At 62.7% G+C, this 21,428-nt stretch carries 14 protein-coding genes and 1 tRNA gene; 10 read left to right on the forward strand and 5 right to left on the reverse strand.

Annotated elements, in window-relative coordinates; all coding sequences use genetic code 11:
• Positions 1–35: 35 nt before the first annotated feature.
• Positions 36–815, reverse strand: a complete 780-nt coding sequence (locus tag Q7V46_RS15055) for a Crp/Fnr family transcriptional regulator (RefSeq protein ID WP_304914371.1) — start codon at positions 813–815, stop codon at positions 36–38.
• A gap of 270 nt (positions 816–1,085) precedes the next feature.
• Between Q7V46_RS15055 and Q7V46_RS15060 the strand changes: the two genes are divergently transcribed.
• The gene (locus Q7V46_RS15060) at positions 1,086–1,259 is read left to right on the forward strand and encodes a hypothetical protein (protein WP_304914372.1); all 174 of its coding nucleotides are present in this window, start codon (positions 1,086–1,088) and stop codon (positions 1,257–1,259) included.
• 22 nt (positions 1,260–1,281) lie between these two features.
• Positions 1,282–2,886, forward strand: a complete 1,605-nt coding sequence (locus Q7V46_RS15065; RefSeq protein WP_304914373.1) for an ATP-binding protein — start codon at positions 1,282–1,284, stop codon at positions 2,884–2,886.
• Positions 2,887–2,918: 32 nt separating this feature from the next.
• Here Q7V46_RS15065 and Q7V46_RS15070 read toward each other — a convergent pair whose 3' ends face one another.
• The 3 genes from Q7V46_RS15070 to hpnC form a co-directional block, all read right to left on the reverse strand.
• Positions 2,919–6,074, reverse strand: coding sequence for an efflux RND transporter permease subunit (locus tag Q7V46_RS15070; RefSeq protein ID WP_304914374.1), 3,156 nt, complete (start codon positions 6,072–6,074; stop codon positions 2,919–2,921).
• An 86-nt stretch (positions 6,075–6,160) separates the two neighbouring features.
• Complete coding sequence (locus tag Q7V46_RS15075; protein ID WP_304914375.1) at positions 6,161–7,294, reverse strand: efflux RND transporter periplasmic adaptor subunit; 1,134 nt, start codon at positions 7,292–7,294, stop codon at positions 6,161–6,163.
• A 96-nt stretch (positions 7,295–7,390) separates the two neighbouring features.
• Positions 7,391–8,386, reverse strand: a complete 996-nt coding sequence (gene hpnC, locus Q7V46_RS15080; protein ID WP_304914376.1) for a squalene synthase HpnC — start codon at positions 8,384–8,386, stop codon at positions 7,391–7,393.
• Between the two features lie 244 nt (positions 8,387–8,630).
• Between hpnC and Q7V46_RS15085 the strand changes: the two genes are divergently transcribed.
• From Q7V46_RS15085 to Q7V46_RS15095, 3 genes are all read left to right on the forward strand, one after another.
• A complete protein-coding gene (locus Q7V46_RS15085; RefSeq protein ID WP_304914377.1) occupies positions 8,631–9,731 on the forward strand; it encodes an efflux RND transporter periplasmic adaptor subunit in 1,101 nt (366 codons plus the stop codon).
• An 8-nt stretch (positions 9,732–9,739) separates the two neighbouring features.
• A complete protein-coding gene (locus Q7V46_RS15090; protein WP_304914378.1) occupies positions 9,740–12,886 on the forward strand; it encodes an efflux RND transporter permease subunit in 3,147 nt (1,048 codons plus the stop codon).
• A gap of 172 nt (positions 12,887–13,058) precedes the next feature.
• Positions 13,059–13,958, forward strand: a complete 900-nt coding sequence (locus Q7V46_RS15095; RefSeq protein ID WP_304914379.1) for a LysR family transcriptional regulator — start codon at positions 13,059–13,061, stop codon at positions 13,956–13,958.
• Here Q7V46_RS15095 and Q7V46_RS15100 read toward each other — a convergent pair.
• Positions 13,918–15,201 carry a D-amino acid dehydrogenase gene (locus Q7V46_RS15100; RefSeq protein ID WP_304914380.1) on the reverse strand — a complete coding sequence of 428 codons (1,284 nt, stop codon included), beginning with the start codon at positions 15,199–15,201 and terminating at the stop codon, positions 13,918–13,920. The genes Q7V46_RS15095 and Q7V46_RS15100 overlap by 41 nt on opposite strands.
• 203 nt (positions 15,202–15,404) lie before the next feature.
• Here Q7V46_RS15100 and Q7V46_RS15105 point away from each other — a divergent pair, with 203 nt between their 5' ends.
• The 5 genes from Q7V46_RS15105 to Q7V46_RS15125 all read left to right on the forward strand — a co-directional run bounded on the left by Q7V46_RS15105 (position 15,405) and on the right by Q7V46_RS15125 (position 21,422).
• Positions 15,405–16,757, forward strand: coding sequence for an aspartate aminotransferase family protein (locus Q7V46_RS15105; protein ID WP_304914570.1), 1,353 nt, complete (start codon positions 15,405–15,407; stop codon positions 16,755–16,757).
• A 130-nt stretch (positions 16,758–16,887) separates the two neighbouring features.
• Positions 16,888–17,862, forward strand: coding sequence for a TAXI family TRAP transporter solute-binding subunit (locus Q7V46_RS15110; protein ID WP_304914381.1), 975 nt, complete (start codon positions 16,888–16,890; stop codon positions 17,860–17,862).
• A 104-nt stretch (positions 17,863–17,966) separates the two neighbouring features.
• Positions 17,967–20,561, forward strand: coding sequence for a TRAP transporter permease (locus tag Q7V46_RS15115; RefSeq protein WP_304914382.1), 2,595 nt, complete (start codon positions 17,967–17,969; stop codon positions 20,559–20,561).
• Entirely contained in the window at positions 20,558–21,214 is a 657-nt protein-coding gene (locus tag Q7V46_RS15120) for an aspartate/glutamate racemase family protein (RefSeq protein ID WP_304914383.1), read from the forward strand. The genes Q7V46_RS15115 and Q7V46_RS15120 overlap by 4 nt, the downstream gene beginning before the upstream one ends.
• A gap of 121 nt (positions 21,215–21,335) precedes the next feature.
• Positions 21,336–21,422, forward strand: a tRNA-Leu gene (locus Q7V46_RS15125).
• Positions 21,423–21,428: the final 6 nt, after the last annotated feature.

Below are 21,428 nucleotides of genomic sequence, written 5' to 3' on the forward strand. Positions count from 1 at the left end.
AAGTGACAGATTAAAGTGTCAAATATTTATGACAACTAACGGCTTGGTCGCAAGCCTGCTTCAACCAAGGGGCAATTCCCAGGTGGCGTTTTGCGGCGTCTGCCGGCCACCCTTGTCGCCCCCAACCCGGTTCCCGGAACTTCACAGTGCCAACGGTCGTGTCTCACGATGTGCCCCGAAATCTCCAACTGCCTCAATGAGCGGCCAATGGATTCGCGCGTGGTCGAGAGGAGGGAGGCCAGCGCCATGTGGCTCGGCAGGCGTATGGTGCCACCGCCCTGCTCTCGGGCATACAGTTGCAGCGTGGCCAACAGGCGTTGCTTCACGCCTTTGATGCGCATCACGCGAGACCAGTCGGCCAGTCGACCGTGAGAACGCACGATGCGATCCTGTACGCAGGCGTGGAATCGACGGTCCACCACACCAAGGCGGTAGAAGTCCGTCACTTCCAGCCGGCAGATCCGGCCTGCCGACAGGGCGGATGCGCTGATCTGCTCGTCGTGACCATAGACCGCGTACTCGCCAAGTGTCATTCCGCGCCCGACCAGTGCCACAGGATGGTCGTGACCGTCCTCGCACTGGCGGCTGATCAGGACAGCCCCCAACTTGACGATGGAAAGATGCTGAGCGACCGAGCCTTCGCGCAGCAGGCAGTCACCTTTCACAAATCTGGATTCGGTGACGCAGGGCGTGAGCAAACTGCGCGACTCATTGGTCAGGCAACCCATGAAACAGATGGGTAGCGTGGCGCACGCCGGGCAGCCTGCGCCCGAGCCGGAGCGACTGTGGCGTGGTGTAGAGGTGGGCGTTGCCATGCTGGGGGTGCTGAAGGGGTGACGGGCATTGAAGAGATGAGGTCGAAAGGGAACTGTGCAATCCCGGACGTCGAAATGCCGGGAACAGCTTCGCGTGTCTGGACAATTTAAGCAAGCTGCATTTTCAGAACGTCAGATACGGGGGTCCAAAACGCGTGATACGTCACATTGAATGCAGTTTCAGCGGCTTCGGGACGTGCTTTTGAGTTCGGTCAAACAGATTATTTGTCGAAACTATGTGATCCGCAATGTTACAAAAGGTTATGGCACATGCTAGGCATCCCGTCTGCGACCCAGCTTGAGCTTGAGTTCGACGAAAGCATGGCGTCGCTGATGGAGCATCGGCGCAAGACAAGGTGCCGCTCCGGGCAGAGCGCTGCCCCGGTCAACACGCTCGGACACCGGTTGCAGAACAACGAGAACGCGGTGGGCGCCTTTGCCTGAACCGCGCAACGAGAACCCCGTCATGCCACCCGTCTCCATGCCCGGCTTTGAAGATGTGTTGCTGCGCCTGCAGATGCTGGAAATGATTGTGCAGGGCACATCCAACATGGTGGTGGTCACTGACGAGGATCGTCGCATCACCTGGGTCAACGCGGCCTATACGCACACCACCGGCTGGTCGCTGGAAGAGTGCATGGGGCGCCTGCCCCGTGAGCTCCTTCACGGGCCGCTCACCGATGCACAGACGCTTGAGCGGGTGAGAAGTCTGCTTCGTGAGCCCAGGGCGGTTCGGGACATTGAAGTGCTGAACTACAAGCGTTCGGGCGAGCCCTATTGGGTGTTGCTCAATATCGAGCCGATTCTGGATTCGGCGGGGCGGGTCGTGAGCTATGTCTCCATCCAGACCGACATCACCGAGCGCAAGCAGCGCGAACTGCACATGGCAGACATGCAGCAACGCCTGGAACTGGCCCAGCGACTGGCACGTCTGGGCCGTATCGAATACGACGCAGACACAGGGGTCTCACGATGGACGTCGGAGATTTTCCGCCTGCTGGGGCGCGAGCGTGATGACGAGCCGCGTGGCACCCAGGCCTTTCTCGCCCATGTTCACCCACAAGACATTGACACCATCAAGCGCGCGCTCGATCAGTCGCTGCACAGCGGAGAGGAGCTCGACGTCGAACTGCGGGTCCTCACCAACAACGGGTCCATCCGATGGGCGCGATGCAGAGGTGTGCCGCATCAGGGCAAGGAGGGTATCGACTGGCCACTCACGCTGACGGTGCAGGATGTCACGCTGTACAAGAGCCTGATCGAGCAGCGGCGCCTGCGAAACGAAGAATTGAACCAGCAGGTGCGCGTTCGCACCCAGCAGCTGGAGGATGCCTACGCCTCTCTGGAGGAGTTCTCTTACGCGCTCTCCCACGATCTCCGCACACCGCTGCGGCACATTGCCGGCTTTGCCGAGCTGCTCAAGGAAGAGGTGATGGCAGGGAACGGACCAAACAGCCTGGCTTATTGCGACAAGATCATTCGTGCGGGGGTGCAGATGAGGGACCTCATCGACGGCATGCTGTCGTTCGCCCGCCTGGGGCGCAACGGCATGGCAGTAGGGGCGGTGGACATGAGGGCCCTGGTCGATGAAGTGAAAGCGGTGATTTCGCTTGACGCGGGCTTGAAGAAATTGCGCTGGCACATCCAGCCCGGACTGCCTTCGGTCCAGGGTGACGCTGTGCTTTTGCGTGAAGTCTGGGCCAACCTGCTGCAAAACGCAGTCAAGTACGCTTCGCATCGGGACGTGATTGAAATCGAAGTGGGCTGGGAAGCGCAACCCTCAGGCTTTGTGTTCCATGTCCGCGACAACGGTGTGGGATTCAATCCAGAACATGCGGATCGGCTGTTTGGCATGTTCCAGCGCCTGCACTCCGATGCACGCTTCGAGGGTGCAGGCATCGGGCTGGCGTTGGTTCGTCGCATCGTGGAGAACCACGGAGGTCGCATCTGGGCCGACGCCCGTCCCGACCAGGGTGCAACGTTCCACTTCCTTCTCCCGGCACAAATGGAGTTCGAGCGCCCGGACCTGACGGTGAGGCAGGGCGATCAAGTGCGCCACCAGCGAGGTTGAGCCGGCGGTTTGGCTGGACCGGTTTTTTGCCCCTAAGCCGACTCACTCACCTCCCCTGGCTGAACAGCCCTTAGCCTCTCACCCTTGCGCCGCATGAATGCCAGATAGAGCAGCGGCACCATGAACAGCGTGAGCACGGTGGAGAAGGCCAGGCCCCAGACGATGCTGGCCGCCACCGGACCCCACAGCAGGCTCTTGCCACCGATACCAAAGGCCAGTGCGAACAGCCCGCCAATCGTGGTGGTGGTCGTGATCAGCACGGGCACCACGCGGCGGCGTCCGGCCTGAATGATGGAATGGATGGCGCCCATGCCGCGCTCGAGCCGGTCATTGGCCGCGTCGATCAGCACGATGGCCGAGTTCACGGCAATGCCCGTCAGCGCAATCACGCCGTACAACGTGTACAGGGACAACGGGTTACTTGAAATGGTCAGTCCGAATGCCACGCCTGTGAAGGCCAGTGGTACGGTCACCAGGATCATCAGGGGCTGGAAGTAGCTCTTGAACTGCGCCGCCAGGATCAGGTAGATCAGGCCCAGGCCCAGCAGGAACAGCACCTGCATGGCCGCCAGGCTTTCCTCGATGTCTTCGAGCTCACCCGAGAAATCGAGGTCAATGCCTGGGTGGCGCGCGCGGATGTTTTCCCATTCGGCCTTGATGAAATCGTTGGCCACCCGGGTGTCGGTGATTTCCTTGTCGAGATTGGCTTCCACCGTGGTGGTGCGGCGCAGGTTGTAGTGTCGAATGAAGCCTCGACCGGGCGCGGCCTCGGCGTGCACCAGTGCGCCCAGGCGCGTCACGCTGCCGTCGGGCAGGGCGATCGGTTCGTCCAGCAGACTGGCTGGATCCACCCTTGTCGCACCGCCTTCAAGCAGCGCCTGATCGGATCGCACGCGCAGCTCCACCTTGTCGCCGCTGTCGCGGGTGAAGGCGACCACTTCGCCATCCACCGCCAGCCGTACCAGGCGCGCCACCTGCGCGGCGTTCAGGCCCGCATTGCGCACAGCTTCGGGGTCCAGCGTGATCTGCAGCTGGTCTCGGCCGGGGAGGTTGTCGTCCTTCACATCGGTGGCACCTGGAATGCGCCTCACGATGGTCTTGAGTTCGCTGGCCGCGGCTTCGATCTGGTCGAACGCGTCGCCGCGAACTTTCACACTGATGGCCTTGCCTGCTGGCGGTCCGCCCGAGAGCACAGTGAAGCTCTTGGTGCCGGGTGACGTCATGGCTTCCACCTCGGCACGCAAGGCGTCCACCACGTCGATCACCTCGCGCGCTTCGTCGGTGCGTGGATTGAGCGACACAAACACCTGCCCATACATATCACCGTACACGACGTCGGTTTCGGTGAACTTGATGCCTGCTGTGGAAGTGGCGGCCCTGGCTTCGCCATCCGGACCCACACCCTGCAGGCGGGAGCGCACCACTTCCTCGACGCGCTGCGTCGCCAGCAAGGTGTCTTCCAGCGTGGCACTTTCGGGCATGTCCACGTTCACATAAAACGCCCGAATCGGGTCGAAGGCAAAAAATTGCACGCGCACCACGCCGCTCACCAGCAGCGTCACGGCAGCCACCACGGCCAGCACGCCCACACCGGCAAAGCGTTTTGGGCGGCGCAGCACGTAAGCCAATGCCTGTCCGTAGCGCAAGCGCAGCCCCCGGTTGAACCGTTCCCGCCAGAGCTGCACGCGGCTGGGGCGATCAAAACGCACGCCCACGGCGCTCACGTGCACGGGCATCATCCAGAATGCTTCCAGCAGGGAAATCAGCAAGGCCAGTGTCACCACGAACGGAATCACGAACATGAACTTGCCCACGATGCCGGGCAGCAGCATCAGTGGCAGGAACGCCGCCATGGTGGTGGCCACCGAGGCCAGCACCGGTTTCCAGACTTCGGCAATCGCATCCAGGCTGGCTTCAAGTGCAGCCTGGCCGCGCTGCATGCGGTAGAAGATGGCTTCGACCACCACCACCGCGTCGTCCACCAGCATGCCCAGGGCAATCACCACGCCCAGCAGCACGGAGACATTGACCGTGTAGTCCATGGTGTTGAGCACAGCGAACGTGCCCATGAGCGAAAAGGGGATGCCGATGGCCACCAGCATGCCGATGCGCCATCCCAGAAACAGCCAGCACACCGCCAGCACCAGCGTCACACCATAGAGTGCGTTGGTTTCCATCACGCCAATGGCCTCCCGCGTGGGCACGGTCTGATCGTCGGTCAACACCAGCTTCAGGCCAAACTCGGTCAGCACCTGGTTTTCGCGTTCCATGAAGGCTTTGAGCTGATCCACCAGCACCAGCGTGTTGGTGCGCGTCTTCTTGGTGATGGCCATGGAGATCGCATCGCGGCCTTCGGTGGCGGCCAGTTGCGAAGCGGGGGCGCGCGCGCGCTCGATGCGGGCCACTTCGCCGAGCCGGGCCGATACGCCGGGTCGGTTGGAAGAGAGCACCGGCAGGTTGGCCAGGGCCTGCGGGTCGGTGACCACGCCCTTGACCCCCACCGACCAGGCCCCGCTTTGCGTCTTGAGCGTGCCGCCGGTGGTGTCACGCCACCAACTGGACAAGGTGTCCGCCACATCGGTGGACAGCAGGCCGCGCGCGGCCAGGGACTGCGGGTTGGGGCTCACCAGGATTTCAGGGTCGCGCAGGCCCACGGCCACCACGGTGTCGACACCTGCGATGCGTTCAATGTCTGACTGGATGCGGCGCGCGTTCACCCGCAAGGTTTCGTCATCGGCCTGACCGACCAGCATCATGGACGCGGTGGGAAATCCATTGCTCGTGGTGATTTCCAGGATCACGGGGTCTTCGGCGCCTGTGGGCAGTTCGCTGGCCGTCTTGTTCTGGATCTCCCGGCGCAGATCGGCCATGCGCTTGTCGAAGGTGCGTTCGTCAATTTCACGGAAGCGCACCAGCATGCTGGCGACGTTCTCGCGGGAATTGGAGAGCACAAAGCGCACGTCGGCCACGCCCTTGATGGCGTCTTCCAAGGGATTCGTGATCAGCCGTTCCACGTCCTCGGCACTGGCGCCTGGCAGGGTGGCGGTGACCGCGACCCAGTTGAAGTTGATTTCAGGGTCTTGTTCGCGGGGCATGGACAGGTAACTGACCAGCCCGAGCAGAAGGACCACCGTGAAGGCGATGTTGGCCAACGGGTGGTTGGTGAGCAGGGCACGCATGAAGGGCATGGTGAAGCCTTGGGGCTGAGGTTGTCTTGTGGACGATCGATGCTGGGTGCCGGTTCACCGGGGTGGGGTGGATGGCCCGCGGGTGTTCAGCTGGATGGGGGGCGAAGTTCGATGGCTTGCCCGTTTTGCAAGGCTTCCTGACCTCGCACCACCACGCGCTCGGAGCCCCTCAGATGGGACGGCACCGGTGAGGCACGGCTTTCCTGGGCCCCGGGCAGGGGAACAAAGCGTACGGTGGTCTGAGCGCCGTCGCCTTGCACCACAAACACGCCCAGGACACCGTCCCGGCGCACCATCACCGAGGGAGGCAGGTGGGGTTGCCGTTCCTGCCAGCGCAGTGTGCCGCTGGTGCCGGCGGCCGGCGTGCTCGCGGCGTTTGCAAATGCCAGGCGGGCTGCCCGGGTGCGTGCAGGCGCTGTCACCGTGTCTGACACGCGCAGCAGCCGTACAGCAAACTGGCCGTCGCGGGTGTGCAGTTGGAGGTCGGTGGCGTTGCGCAAGCCGTCCACATCGGACGGGCTCAGTGTGGCGTTCACTTCGTTGTGCCCCGATTCCACCAGCACATACAGCACCGTGCCGGGCGCTACGGCCTCGCCCGTCTGGGCCATGCGCTCGCGCACCGTGCCGGCAAAGGGTGCCAACAGCCTTGTCTTGCCCAGCTGGCGCTGCTCTGTCGCCAGTTGGGCGCGCGCGATATTGACTTCGGTTTGCACCAGGGCGACTTCGGTCTCGCGCTGGCCCAGGGCTTCTTGCGAAAAGAAGCCTTGCGCCACCAGCTCGCGGGAACGTTGCAGTTGTGCCTGCGCCAGTTTCAGCCTCGACTGGCTGGCACTCAGATTGGCCTGCGCACGCTGCACCGCCAGTTCGTAGTCTCGTGAGTCAATCTGGGCCAGCAGTTCGCCGCGTTTCACACTGGCCCCCACGTCGGCCCCCCAGCGCTGCAGCGTGCCAGACACTTCAGCTGCAAGCCTGGATTCGTTGCGTGCCACCACATCCGCTGGCGCTTCGCGCTTGGGCAGCAACCAGACCTGATCAAGGGTGCTGGCTTGCACGGCTGCGCGTGCGGCAGGTGAAGGCTCGGCGCCAGTGGGTGGCGTGGCGTTGGTGGACTGTGCGGGAGAAGGACCGCTGAAGAGGGACAACACCAGCACCAGCACGGTGAGGGCGCCAGGAGCGGCCAGAGGCAGGGCCGCAGAAAAACGGGTGGTGTCAAACGGCATGAGGCGTCCTGGATCGATTGGTGAACGGTTTGTCTGGTTGAAAACGGTTGCGCAGGGATGTTTTCAGGGGCTTGTGAGTGAGTGGGTGGGTGTTGGCTACATCCAGAGCGCTCGCCAGACCAGTCGCGGCAGATCGGCACGCTGCAGGCGCGGTCGTGTGAGCCAGCTGCGGTGCTCGATGGCAGCGATGGCATCGAGGATGCGAAGACCGCCCTGTACCACCAGGCGCAGCTCCCAGCCTGCACGACCCGGCACGCGGGTGGTCAAAGGGGCGCCTTGCATCATCAGGCCTCTGGCATGGGCGCACAGTTCACCCACGACCGCACGCGCAGCGTGGTCGGGGAGCGCTGCATCTGGCAGGAAGTCCTCGATCCTTGCGCCATTTCGCTGCAGAACGTCACTCGGCAGGTAACAGCGTTGACGGGCCAGGTCGATGCCAATGTCCTGCCAGAAGTTGATGAGCTGCAGGGCGCTGCAAATCTGGTCGCTTCGCTGCAGGGAAGTTTCGTCGTTCACGTTGTACAGGTGCAACAGCAGGCGTCCCACCGGCTGGGCAGACAGCCGGGTGTAGTCGAGCAATTCGTCGATGCTCGTGTAGCGGTACCCGCTGGCGGTGTGCCTCACATCCTGCTCAAAAGCCGACAGCAGATCGTGAAGCAGCTGCAGTGGCAGGCGGTGCTCTCGCAATGCAGCACCCAGAGGTTCGAACACGCCTGGCCAGTGCGATGGCAATGCTGGCGGTGGCGGTGGCGGTGGCGGTGGCGGTGGCGGCGCAGCGGTCGCCTCGGCCGAAGCGACATCGAAGGCTGCAAGGGTTTGACTATCGCGGAACTGCATGGCGCACACATTCAGCGCCTCGCGGTAACGGGCCAGTTCGGCCAACCGCGTCGCAGCATCGGCGGAACCCTCGTCGGCGATGTCGTCGGCCGTGCGGGCGAAGTGGTAGATCGCCATCACAGCCGGACGCAAGCGCGCCGGACACAAAAGCGACGCCACGGGAAAGTTTTCGTAGTGGCCCACACCTTGCGTGAGTGGAGTGGCCGGGGTCGCTGGGACCACCACAACAGGGTGCAGCGGTGGTGGTGAATTCATGAGAGGTAGGTGGTTGTGAAGGTGGTGGTGAGTACGACTGGGTTGCCCATGTGTGGGCCATGGCACCAGCCTGCCGTCAGAAGTGGAGGCCTGCCAGGGTCGTCCAGTTGCACTACAATTTTGCTTACTAACCGGTCAGTCATTAATATAACCCCGGCCGAGTACGAAAAACAAAAGCGCCCTGGCAGAAGGCCATTAGCCCCATCCACCGCCCCTTTTCTGACGTTCATTCAAGCGACCAGCCATGAAAACACGCCATTTTGTCCTGATCGTGACCGTTTCGTTGGCCATGGCCTCCTGTGCTGACCGACCCGCTCCCCCCGAGCCGATCCGGTCGGTCAAGTTGCTGACCGTGCAGGCCGACGCGCTGGGCACACACATCGAGTACGCAGGTGACGTGCGCGCACGCCAGGAGTCGCGCCTAGGCTTCAGGGTGGGGGGCAAGCTGGTGGAACGACCCGCAGAAGTGGGGCAGCAGGTGCAGGCGGGTCAGTTGCTGGCACGGCTGGATGCGCGGGATCTTGCCCTGGGCAGCCAGGCGGCACAGGCTCAGATATCTGCGGCCCGCACGCAGCGCGATTTGGCCGCAGCCGACCTGAAGCGATTTGCCGACTTGCAAAAGCAGGGATTCGTCAGCGGCGCCGAGATCGAACGCCGCGAAGCCGCGCTCAGGGCGGCCGATGCCACGCTACAGCAAGCCCAGGCCCAAGGGGCGCTGCAAGGAAACCAGACCACATATGCGCGACTTCAGGCCGAGACGGCTGGCGTTGTGGTGGGCGTTGAGGCCGAGGTCGGCCAGGTGGTGGCGGCAGGCACACCGGTGGTGCGGCTGGCTCAGGACGGTCCGCGCGATGTGGTGATTGCCGTACCGGAGGACCGTGTGGCCTTGATTGCAAATGGCCATCCAGCCAACGTGCGTTTCTGGGCCAGTGCCAACCCCGGCGGTGCATCCGAAGGCGTGAGCGCCACGGTTCGCGAAGTGGCGGCCACTGCAGACCCTGCCACGCGCACATTTCAGGTGAAGCTGGCGCTGCCAGCAGACCTGGACGTGCCGCTGGGCGCCACGGCCTACGTTCGCTTTGCTCCCAAGGACAGGCTGGCTGCTCTGGTGGTCAAGGTGCCGACCTCCTCCTTGTTGAAGGTGGCCGATGGCACGGCGGTCTGGGTGTTCGACCCCGCCACTTCCACCGTGAACACCCGCACCGTGCAGGTGCTCACGGCCGACGGCAACGAGGTTGCCATCGGGGCAGGTCTGCAGCCGGGTGACGAAGTGGTTGCAGCGGGAGTGCATGTGCTTTCACCGGGTCAGAAGGTCACCCGTTTTGCCGCTGCGGCGACCCAGTGAGGTCAGGCATGAGCGAACAACAGGCCTCCACCGCGGCATCCACTTCCTGGGTGTCGCGCTTCAATCTTTCGCAATGGGCGCTGGATCACCAGGCCCTCACACGCTACCTGATGATCGTGTTGATGCTGCTGGGCGTCGCAGCCTATTTCCAGCTGGGTCAGGACGAGGACCCTCCGTTCACCTTTCGCGCCATGGTGGTGAGCGCCTATTGGCCTGGCGCCACCGCACAGCAGGTGGCCGAACAGGTGGCCGACCGACTGGAGAAAACGCTGCAGGAGGTGCCGCACGCCGACAAGATCCGCAGCTACTCCAAACCGGGTGAAACGCTCATCATCTTCCAGCTCAAGGACGATGCGCCGGCGGCGGAGGTCGAGCAGACCTGGTACACGGTGCGTAAGAAGATCGGCGATATGCGGGGCACGTTGCCGCAAGGGGTGGTGGGGCCATTCTTCAATGACGAATTCGGCGACGTTTACGGCGTGATCTATGCGCTGCAAGGGGACGGATTCTCACCGGCTGACAAGAAACTGGTGGCAGACGACGTGCGCCAGCAGTTGTTGCGCGTGAAGGATGTGAACAAGGTTGCCCTGTTCGGTGCCCAGGACCAGAAGCTCTACGTGGAGATCTCGCAGAAGCGACTGGCCACACTCGGGTTGGATGTGAATCAGGTGCTGGCCGCGCTGGGTCAGCAGAACGCGGTGGAGTCTGCAGGCACCATCCAGACGCCCCAGGACGTGCTGCAGGTCCGTGTTGGCGGCGCCTTCAATTCGGTGGATCAATTGCGCGCCATGCCAATCCGCGCTCCCAACGGCACGCAAATCCGGCTCGGCGACATCGCCGAGATCGGCCTGGGCTACGCGGACCCCGCGCAGGTGATGGTGCGGCACAACGGCAAGGACAGCATTGCACTCGGCATTTCCATGGCTCAGGGTGGCGACATCATCGCTCTGGGCAAGGCGTTGAAGCTGGCGATGGTGAACATCGAAAGCCAGTTGCCGGCGGGCATGAGCCTGGTGCAGGTGCAAGACCAGCCCAGCGCCGTGACCGCCTCGGTCAATGAGTTCGTGAAAGTGCTGGTCGAGGCTGTGGTGATCGTGCTGGCGGTGAGTTTCCTGGCACTGGGTCTTCACAAGCGGGAAGGTGGGCGCGGCCTGCGTCGCTACATGCTGGACATGCGACCGGGCCTGGTGGTTTTCATCACCATTCCGCTGGTGCTGGCGATCACCTTTCTGGCCATGAACTACTGGGGCATCGGTCTGCACAAGATTTCGCTGGGGTCGCTGATCATTGCCCTGGGCCTGCTGGTGGACGACGCCATCATTGCGGTCGAAATGATGGTGCGCAAGCTCGAAGAGGGCTACACCATGATGCGTGCGGCCACCTTCACCTGGGATGCCACCGCCATGCCCATGCTCACCGGCACGCTGATCACGGCAGCCGGTTTCCTTCCCATCGGCATGGCGAACTCCACGGTGGGCGAATACACCTTCGCCATCTTCGCCGTCACCGTGATCGCGCTGGTGGTGTCGTGGATCGTGGCGGTGATGTTCGTGCCCTATCTGGGCATGAAGTTGCTCAAGGTCAAGCCGCACGTAGGCGCCATTCAGGAAGTGTTCGACGGACCTTTCTATGACCGCTTCCGCGCCACAGTGGACTGGTGCGTGCAACACCGCTGGATCACCATTGGCGCCACCATCCTCACCTTCGTGCTCGGCATCGTGGGCATGGGCCAGGTGCAGCAGCAGTTCTTCCCAGACTCCAGTCGACCCGAAATCCTTGTCGACGTGTGGTTCCCTGAAGGCACCAGCATCGCCGCCAACGACGAGGTGACCCGAAGGGTGGAGGCGCGCCTGGCTGCAGAGCCTGGCGTGACCAGTGTGAGCACATGGGTGGGCTCAGGCGTGCCCCGCTTCTATCTGCCGCTGGACCAGACCTTTCCCCAGACCAACGTGTCGCAAATGATCGTGATCCCGAAGGATCTGAAGACACGCGAGAGCCTGCGCCACGCACTGCCAGCGGTGCTGGCCACCGAATTCCCCGAGGCGCGCGGTCGCGTGAAACTGTTGCCCAATGGACCGCCGGTGCCGTATCCGGTGCAGTTCCGGGTGGTGGGCACCGATCCAGCCGTGCTGCGCACACTCGCCGATGAGATCAAGGAGGCGATGCGCCAGAGCCCGAACACGCGTGGCGTGAACGACAACTGGAATGAGTCGGTCAAGATGCTGCGACTGGAAGTGGACCAGGCCAAGGCGCGTGCCTTGGGCGTGTCCAGCCAGTCCATTGCGCAGGCGTCGCGCACCTTGCTCAGTGGCACCACCGTGGGTCAATACCGTGACGGCGACAAGCTGATCGACATCGTGTTGCGCCAGCCGCTGGACGAGCGCGACGCCATCACCGACCTGGCGCAGGCCAACCTGCCCACCGCCAGTGGACGGGCCATTCCGCTGCTGCAGATTGCCCGACCGGTGTTTGACTGGGAGCCTGGCGTGATGTGGCGCGAGAACCGTGACTACGCCATCACGGTGCAGGGGGACGTGGTCGAAGGCCTCCAGGGTGCGACCGTGACCGCCGAACTGCTGCCGTCGTTGCGCGCCATCGAGGCCGGCTGGGCGCAGCGCGGGCTTGCTGGATACCGGGTGGAGGTGGCCGGAGCCGTCGAAGAAAGCAGCAAAGGTTCCTCTTCCATTGCGGCTGGCATTCCGCTCATGTTGTTCATCGTGTTCACGCTGCTGATGCTGCAGTTGCAGAGCTTCAGCCGGTCTTTGCTGGTGTTCCTCACAGGGCCGCTGGGTCTGGCAGGCGTGGCCGGTGCGCTGCTGCTGCTGGATCGACCGTTTGGATTCGTGGCCCTGCTGGGCGTGATCGCTCTGATGGGCATGATCCAGCGAAACTCGGTGATCCTGATCGACCAGATCGAACAGGACCGCGCCCGTGGCGTGCCGGACTGGGAAGCCGTTGTGGAAGCCACGGTGCGGCGCATGCGACCGATCGTGCTCACGGCAGCCGCTGCGGTACTGGCCATGATTCCGCTGTCGCGCAGTGTGTTCTGGGGACCGATGGCGGTGGCCATCATGGGCGGTCTGGTGGTGGCCACGGTGTTGACGTTGCTGGCACTGCCAGCGATGTATGCGGCCTGGTTCAGAGTGAGGAGGTAGCACCCCGGGGACAGGTAGCACCCCCGCGCCGCCTTCGGCGTCACCCCCTCGAGGGGGCGATACCAGTCGTCCGGCAAAGCCGGCCCGACGGTATCTCTGGACGGGGTCATCTCGCTCCGAAAGGCGTTTCCGTCAGCGTACGGGTGAGAAGCGCTGGTACACAATCCGTCTCATGCGTCTGCGCCATATCGAAGTTTTCAACGCGGTCATGCTCACCGGCAGTGTGAGCGCGGCCGCGCGCATGATCAATGTCACGCAGCCGGCGGTGAGCCGCACCTTGCAGCATGCAGAGGTGCAACTGGGCTTTCCGTTGTTTCAGCGGGTGGGCGGGCGTCTGAAGCCCACGGTGGAGGCGCAGACGCTGTATCCGCACATCGAGAGGCTGTTTGCCCAGCTCGACGAAGTGCAGCGCCTGTCGGTCAACCTGAAGGCCGGGCGAGGGCAGGGCGCGTTGCGGGTGTTGACGGTGCTGGCGCTGAGCTACGAGGTGTTTCCGCGTGCCATGCACCTGTTCAGGGAGAAGCACCCGAACGTGGTGGTGAACCATCAGGCATTACATTCGCCTCAGATCGTCTCTTCGCTGGTTCTCCAGGAGGCCGATGTGGGTTATGTGTTCAGCGCGGTCTCCCACCCAGCGCTGACCCAGGAGCTGCTGGCCGATCGGCGCGTGATGTGTGTGGCACCAAAAGGACTGGTCAGCGCCAGGCAGGTGAAGGCGGGTGTCATCACCCTGGCTCAGCTGAGCAAGCTGCCCGTGATCGCACTGGACGGACAAGACCCGCTGGGGACCTTGCTGGCGCACACGGTTCGTGACAGCGGCGCTGGGCTGAACGAAGTGATCACCGTGCAGACCTACCACGTGGCGCTGGCACTGGCTCACCATGGCGTGGGCGTGGCCATGGTGGAAGGGTGTACCGCCTCGTCGGCAGATCGCAGCAAGGTCGACGTGCTGGCGCTGGAACCTGCCATCGCCACGTCGGTGCACATGCTGCGGCCCATCGCGCGCCCCAACTCCATCACCACGCGCGCCTTCACGCGCTGCATGCAGCAAGCTCTGCAGCAAATGGCCTGATTTCAGGCCGCAGCGCAGCCGCAATGTACTCGGCGCTGCCGAAAGCCAGCGTGAAGCCAAGTGCACCATGCCCGGTGTTGAACAACAGGTTGGATGGTCCACCTGGCATGCGACCCAGCACAGGCAGGCCTTTGGGCGTGGCAGGCCGCAGACCGGCCCAGGGGTGAACGTGCTCAAAAGTGGCAGCTCGCGGAAACATGTCGCGCGTGGCTGACACCAGTGCGGCAATGCGGTCATTCGAAATTCGACGGTCCTCGCCCACCAGCTCAGCCATGCCCGCCACGCGCAGACGCTGCCCGATGCGTGCAAACACAATTTTTCGTTCGGCATCCGTGACGTTGACCGCGGGTGCCGATGTGGCGTCTGCAACATCTTGAAGATCCACCGTGATGCTGTAGCCTTTGAGCGGATACACAGGCACACGCAGTCCGATCGAAGCTGCCAGATGTCGCGATCCCGTACCAAGAGCCATCACGAACGTGTCCGCATGCACCGCGCCTGCGGGTGTCTGCGCTTCCACCACCCGATCGCCTAGCCGGACCAGGCCTGTCACAGGTGTGTCAAGCAGGAAGCGCACGCCGCGCGCCCGAAGCAGTTGCTCCAGCGCCTGGCAAACCTTGAAGCAATCGGCAGCCGACTCGCTGGGGGTGTACACGGCGCCATGAAACCGCGACACATGATGAGCCAGTGCAGGTTCGATGGCGACACACGCCGCCGGTGATAGCGCATGCTGCTCACTGCCCAGCTTGCGCTGAAGTGCCATCTGATGTCGTGCCGCCGAAAAACTTGATTCGTTCGGATACAGCACCAGTTTTCCGGTGGTCGAATGGTCGGCGTCCATGGCGGTTTCCGATCGCATGGCTTCGAATGCCAGCCGACTTTGTGCGGCCAGATGCAGCAAGCGGGTGGTGGTATCGCGCGAAACGCTGGCGCGGCAGGCTGCCAGGAAGCCCAGCCCCCAGGCCCATTGGTGGGGGTCCATCTGCAGCCTCACCTTCAGAGGCGATTCGTTGGCCAGCAGCAGCTTGGGCAACTGCCGCCAGATGGATGGATCGGCCAGAGGCTGCACGTAGGAATAGCTCAGCTGCGCGCCGTTGGCTGCACTGGCGCCTGCGCCACTGTGGGCGCTGTCGATCACCGTGACAGTGTGCCCGTCGCGTTGCAACCGCCATGCGGTGGCAAGACCCACGATGCCTGCGCCAAGAATGCAGACATGTTGGGGAGATCTGGAGAGGTGTGTCATGGGAACGAACTCTAGGACGTTCGTCGCCTCCTGAAAAATGCCGACTGCACACTCGCCCATGCCGGGAAGTCATGATCTGTATCAAAACAGGCCCATAAGCAAAAGGCATGGCATGGGGCCATAAAGGCATTTTCACGATCGCGCCCGACTGCCTACACTGAAACGCTGTCTTCTGTTCACCAGCCTTGAGCCGCTCGCCATCCATGTCGTCTTCATCGCCCACCCGCGTTTTTCATCGCCACTTGCATCACGACCTGCCTGTGGCGGTGAGTGGTCAGGGCATTTCAATCACCGACAGCACCGGCAAGTCCTATCTGGACGCGTCGGGCGGCGCAGCTGTTTCCTGTCTGGGGCATGGCCACCCCGACGTGATCGCTGCCATGCACGCGCAGATCGACAAGCTCGCCTACGCCCACACCAGTTTTTTCACCACCGATGTGGCTGAAGAACTTGCCGATCTGCTGATCAGAAGTGCACCTGAGGGCATGAGTCACGCCTACTTTGTCAGTGGGGGTTCCGAAGCGGTGGAAGCCGCACTGAAGATGGCCCGCCAGTACTTTGTGGAAATCGGTGAACCGCAGCGTCGCCATTTCATCGCGCGACGCCAGAGCTACCACGGCAACACGCTGGGCGCTCTGGCCGTAGGTGGCAACGCCTGGCGCAGGGAGCAGTTCAAGCCCTTGCTCATCAACGTGGCGCATGTGGCACCCTGCTATGAATACCGCGATCGCCACGACGAAGAGAGTTCCGAACAATACGGGCAGCGCCTGGTGGCCGAACTGTCTGAGACCATCGAGCAACTGGGTCCAGAAAACGTGATCGCGTTTGTGGCCGAGACGGTGGGCGGCGCGACCGCCGGTGTGTTGCCCCCGGTACCGGGCTACTTCCGCAGCGTGCGCGAACTGTGCGACCGGCACGGCATCCTGCTCATCCTGGACGAGGTCATGTGTGGCATGGGGCGCACCGGTTCATTGCACGCCTGCGAGCAGGAGGGCGTCGTGCCAGACCTGATCACCATCGCCAAGGGCCTGGGTGGCGGGTATCAGCCCATTGGTGCCGTGCTGGCCCAGGCACGTCTGGTGGACACGTTTCGCCAGGGCAGTGGCCTGTTTCAACATGGGCATACCTACCTGGGGCACGCCGTTGCCTGTGCGGCGGCGTTGGCGGTGCAGCAGGTGATCCAGCGGGACGGGCTGCTGGAGCAGGTGAAGGCACGAGGTTCGGCCTTGCACACACTCTTGCAGGAGGCGTTCGCCAAGCACCCGCATGTGGGTGACATTCGAGGCAGGGGCTTGTTCTGGGGCCTGGAGTTCGTGACTGACCGGGCCACCAAGCAATGGTTTGAGCCGGCATTGAAACTCCATGCACGCATCAAGAAAGAGGCCATGGGCAGGGGACTCATGGTTTATCCCATGGGGGGCACAGTCGACGGCCGTTGCGGTGACCATGTGCTGCTGGCGCCACCCTTTGTGGCCAGTGAGGCTGAACTGACGCAGATTGTCGAGCGGCTGCGTCTTTCGATTGACGCTGCGATTCGATCAGGCAGGTCAACCTGATGACCGCACGACGGGTTATTACTTAGGCGGTATTGACGGAGGAGGCATACGTTTGAATTAATATCAACCCCTCAAGACACGATCTGTCATTTTCATTCCCAGCAACGCAGCGACCCTGCAGGAGACCCCGATGAAAAAATTGTCCGCATGCATCACCGCCATTGCTGCCGCTACCGCCATGCTCGCGCCGGTCGGTAGCGTCCAGGCCCAGCAAAAATTCATGACGATCGGTACGGGTGGCGTCACTGGTGTCTATTACGCCGCAGGCGGAGCCATCTGCCGTCTGGTGAACAAGGACCGGGCCAAACACGGCTTCCGCTGCTCGGTGGAATCCACCGGCGGTTCGGTGGTGAACATCAACACCATCAAGGCAGGTGAACTGGACTTTGGCGTGTCGCAGTCCGATGTGCAGTACAACGCCGTCAATGGCGCCCGCCAGTTCGAAAAGGACGGCAAGCACAGCGACCTGCGTGCGGTGTTCTCCATCCACCCCGAGCCCTTCACCGTGCTGTCGCGCAAAGAAGCCAACATCACGAAATTCGAAGACCTCAAGGGCAAGCGCTTCAACATCGGCAACCCTGGCTCAGGCACTCGCGCCGCCATGGAAGAGTACCTGAGCACCGCAGGCTGGAAGGTGTCTGACTTCGGTCTTGCCGCCGAACTCAAGGCCGACGAACACGGTGCTGCCCTGTGTGACAACAAGATCGACGGCTTCTTCTACGGCGTGGGCCACCCCAGTGCCAACATCCAGGATCCCATCACCACCTGCGGTGCCAAGCTGGTTCCCCTGACCGGTCCAGCCGTCGACAAGCTGGTGAAAGAGAACAGCTATTACGCGGCGGTCAACATTCCCGGTGGTCTCTACGCCGGCCACCCGAACCCCACGCCCACCTACGGCGTGCTGGCTTCTTTCGTGACCTCGGCCAAGGTGGCAGATGATGCCGTCTATGAACTGGTCAAGGCCGTGTTCGAGAATTTCGACGAGTTCAAGAAGCTGCACCCTGCCTTTGGTGCGCTCGACCCCAAGAACATGATCCAGGACGGCCTGTCTGCACCTCTGCATCCGGGTGCCGTGAAGTACTACAAGGAAAAGGGCTGGATGTAACATCCTGCCGACTGCTGAGGTCGACAAGGGCCGCAGCCACAGGAAAGCTCTGATTCGTCAGGGCTTTTTTGTTGGCATCCCCACCTTCATACCCAGAGGACTGCATGAAAACCCAAGCCGCAACCGAAGTGGATGTCAACCAGCTGGTGGCAGACAACGACACGGGTGGCCGTACACCCGGGCCTTTGATGAGTCGCATGCTGCTGTATGTGGCCATTGCCTGGTCGCTGTTCCAGCTGTGGATTGCGTCACCGCTTCCGTTCACACTGGGGATTTTTGTGTTCAACGACACGGAAACTCGCGCCATCCACCTGGCGTTTGCGGTCTTCCTTGCCTACATGGCCTATCCGGCGTTCAAGCGCTCTCCCCGGGCCTACGTGCCGATCACCGACTGGGTACTGGCCATCGCCGGTGCCTTTTGTGCGTCCTATCTTTTCCTGTTTTACGCCCAGTTGGCCTCGCGGCCTGGCCAACCCACGCCGATGGATGTGTACACGGCAGCTGTCGGTGTAGTCCTGCTGCTTGAGGCCACGCGCCGGGTACTGGGTCTTCCGATGGTGATCGTGGCCCTGGTGTTTCTGACCTACACGTTCGGCGGGCCCTACATGCCCGACATGATCGCCCACCGGGGCTTCTCGCTGAACCGCGCCATGAGCCACCAATGGCTCACCACCGAAGGCGTGTTCGGTGTGGCATTGGGTGTGTCCAGCGGCTTCATCTTTCTGTTTGTACTGTTCGGCGCGCTGCTGGACAAGGCGGGTGCGGGCAACTATTTCATCAAGTCCGCGTTTGCCATGTTGGGGCACATGCGTGGTGGGCCTGCCAAGGCCGCTGTGCTGTCGTCGGCGGCCACCGGGATCATTTCGGGCTCTTCGATCGCCAACGTCGTGACCACAGGCACGTTCACCATTCCGTTGATGAAGCGCGTCGGCTACCGGGGTGACCAAGCCGGTGCGGTCGAGGTCTCAAGTTCCGTCAACGGACAGATCATGCCGCCCGTGATGGGTGCCGCAGCCTTTCTGATGGTCGAATACGTCGGCATTCCCTACATCGAGGTCATGAAGCACGCCTTCCTGCCGGCGGTGATCTCCTATCTTGCACTGTTCTACATCGTGCACTTGGAAGCACTGAAGGCCAACATGGTCGGTCTGCCGCGGCGCGGCACGGGCACCACCAGCTCCAGGCTGTTGTCATTTGGACTGACCGTCAGCGGTTTTTTCGTTCTGGCGGGTGCGGTGTACTGGGGCATTGGCTGGATCAAGGACGTCATGGGCGACGCGGCCATCTGGATCGTGGGGATCGGACTCTTGGTTACCTATGTGGGTCTGCTCTGGTTTGGTTCGCGGCAGCCGGAACTGGAACTCGACGATCCCAATGCACCCGTGTTCGAACTGCCTGAGACGGGACCCACGGTCAAGTCTGGCCTGCACTATCTGCTGGCGGTCGTGGTGCTCATCTGGTGCCTGATGGTGGAGCAGATGTCACCTGGCTTGTCGGCGTTCTGGGCCACCATGTTCATGATCTTCGTGATGGTCACGCAAAAGCCCATCATTGTTGCCTTCCGCGGCCAGGGTTCGGTGGGGGCAGCCACCAAGCAGGGTTTTGCCGACCTGGTCGATGGTCTCGCTACAGGAGCGCGCAACATGATCGGTATCGGTGTGGCCACGGCCGCAGCCGGCATCATCGTGGGAACTGTGTCGCTCACCGGTGTGGGGCTGGTCATGACCGAGCTGGTGGAACTGCTGTCTGGCGGCAATCTCATGCTGATGCTTTTCCTGGTCGCGGTGATCAGCCTGATCCTGGGCATGGGCCTGCCAACAACGGCGAACTACATCGTGGTTTCGACCCTGATGGCACCTGTCGTGGTGGAGTTGGGCGCGCAGAGCGGATTGATAGTGCCGCTGATTGCCGTGCACCTCTTCGTGTTCTATTTCGGCCTCATGGCCGACGTAACGCCACCGGTGGGTCTGGCTTCTTTTGCTGCGGCGGCCATTGCACGGGCAGACCCCATCAAGACCGGCGTGACCGCATTTTTCTACAGCATGCGGACCGCGATCCTGCCGTTCCTGTTCATATTCAATACGCAGCTGCTGTTGATCGGCCTGACCGGACCTGTGCATCTGGTCATCACGGTGGTCAGCGCGACGGTCGCCATGCTGGTGTTCGCGGCGGCCACGCAGGGTTATTTCCTGGTGCGATCGCGTTGGTACGAAACGGTGGCGCTGTTGCTGATCACCTTCTCACTGTTCAGACCCGCCTTCTGGTGGGACATGATCTACCCGCCATACGATGAGGTATCGGCCACCCAGATGAATGAGCTTGTCGAGAGTGCACCGAACAACGCCAGCAAACGGATTTGGATCGAAGGTACGAACCTGGACGGCCGAGACATCCGGAAAGGTGTGCTGCTGCCGCTGGGAGAGCAGGGCGGAACCGCCCGCGAACGACTGGCCAGAGCGGGTGTCACGGCCATCGCGCAGGGCGAAGAGTTGCTGATTGCGCAGGTGAGGTTTGGCAGTCCGGCGGAGAAGCTGGGCATGGAACAGGGCTTCCGCATCGTTTCGGCCGAAATCCCGGCCGACCGGCCTGTCAAGGAGTGGGTGTTCATCCCGGCTGTGGCGCTGCTACTGCTGGTGGTGTTCCTGCAACGCTTGCGGCGCCCGCGTCAGCCCGTGGTACCTGCGGCGGCCGTGCTGTGACGCGAATCGCGCTTATTCATGCGCTGGCGCATTCGGTGGCGCCGATCAATGATGCGCTTTCAGCCGCCTGGCCAGAGGCGATTCGTATGAACCTGCTCGACGACAGCCTCTCCGCTGACCTGGCTCGCCAGACTGCCACGGGAGCAGGCGGTCTGGACGAAGCCATGCACCAGCGCTTTGAGAAGCTGGCGGAATATGCCGAAGGCACCGGTGCCGACGCCATACTGTTCACCTGTTCGGCGTTTGGTCCGTGCATTGAAGCGGCCGCTGCGCGCCGTCCTCACATGCCGGTGCTCAAACCCAACGAAGCCATGGTGGCTGATGCTGTGGCGCTGGGCGGGCGCATCGGTCTCATCGCCTCGTTCGCTCCCACCCTTGCATCCATGCCGGCCGAGTTCCCCGAAGGCGTCGATCTCATTACCCGGCTTGCAGAGGGCGCGATGGATGCGCTGAATCAGGGCGATGGCGCTCGCCATGACGCGTTGGTTTTGCGCGCAGCAAGCCAGCTCAGGAGCCAGGGTGCAAGCGTGATCGCGCTGGCCCAGTTCAGCATGGCCAGGGCCGGTGGCCTTGTGGAACACGAACTGGGTATGCCGGTGTTCACTACACCTGACAGCGCTGTGCGTGCGCTGCAAAGGCGTCTGGGTGCATGATCCGACGGCTGAGGGGTGCCGAGCGGCTACAATCTAGGGTTGCCGAGAAGCGGATGACCGAAAGCCGAGCGCTGCGATAGAGACTATCCCAGATGGTCGAGCCAGGCACTGCAATGAAGGCGCGCGGGTGGCGAAATTGGTAGACGCACCAGGTTTAGGTCCTGACGCCAGCAATGGTGTGGGGGTTCGAGTCCCCCCCCGCGCACCACCTCAC

It is taken from the genome of Hydrogenophaga sp., from assembly GCF_030651625.1.
Lineage (GTDB): Bacteria > Pseudomonadota > Gammaproteobacteria > Burkholderiales > Burkholderiaceae_C > Hydrogenophaga.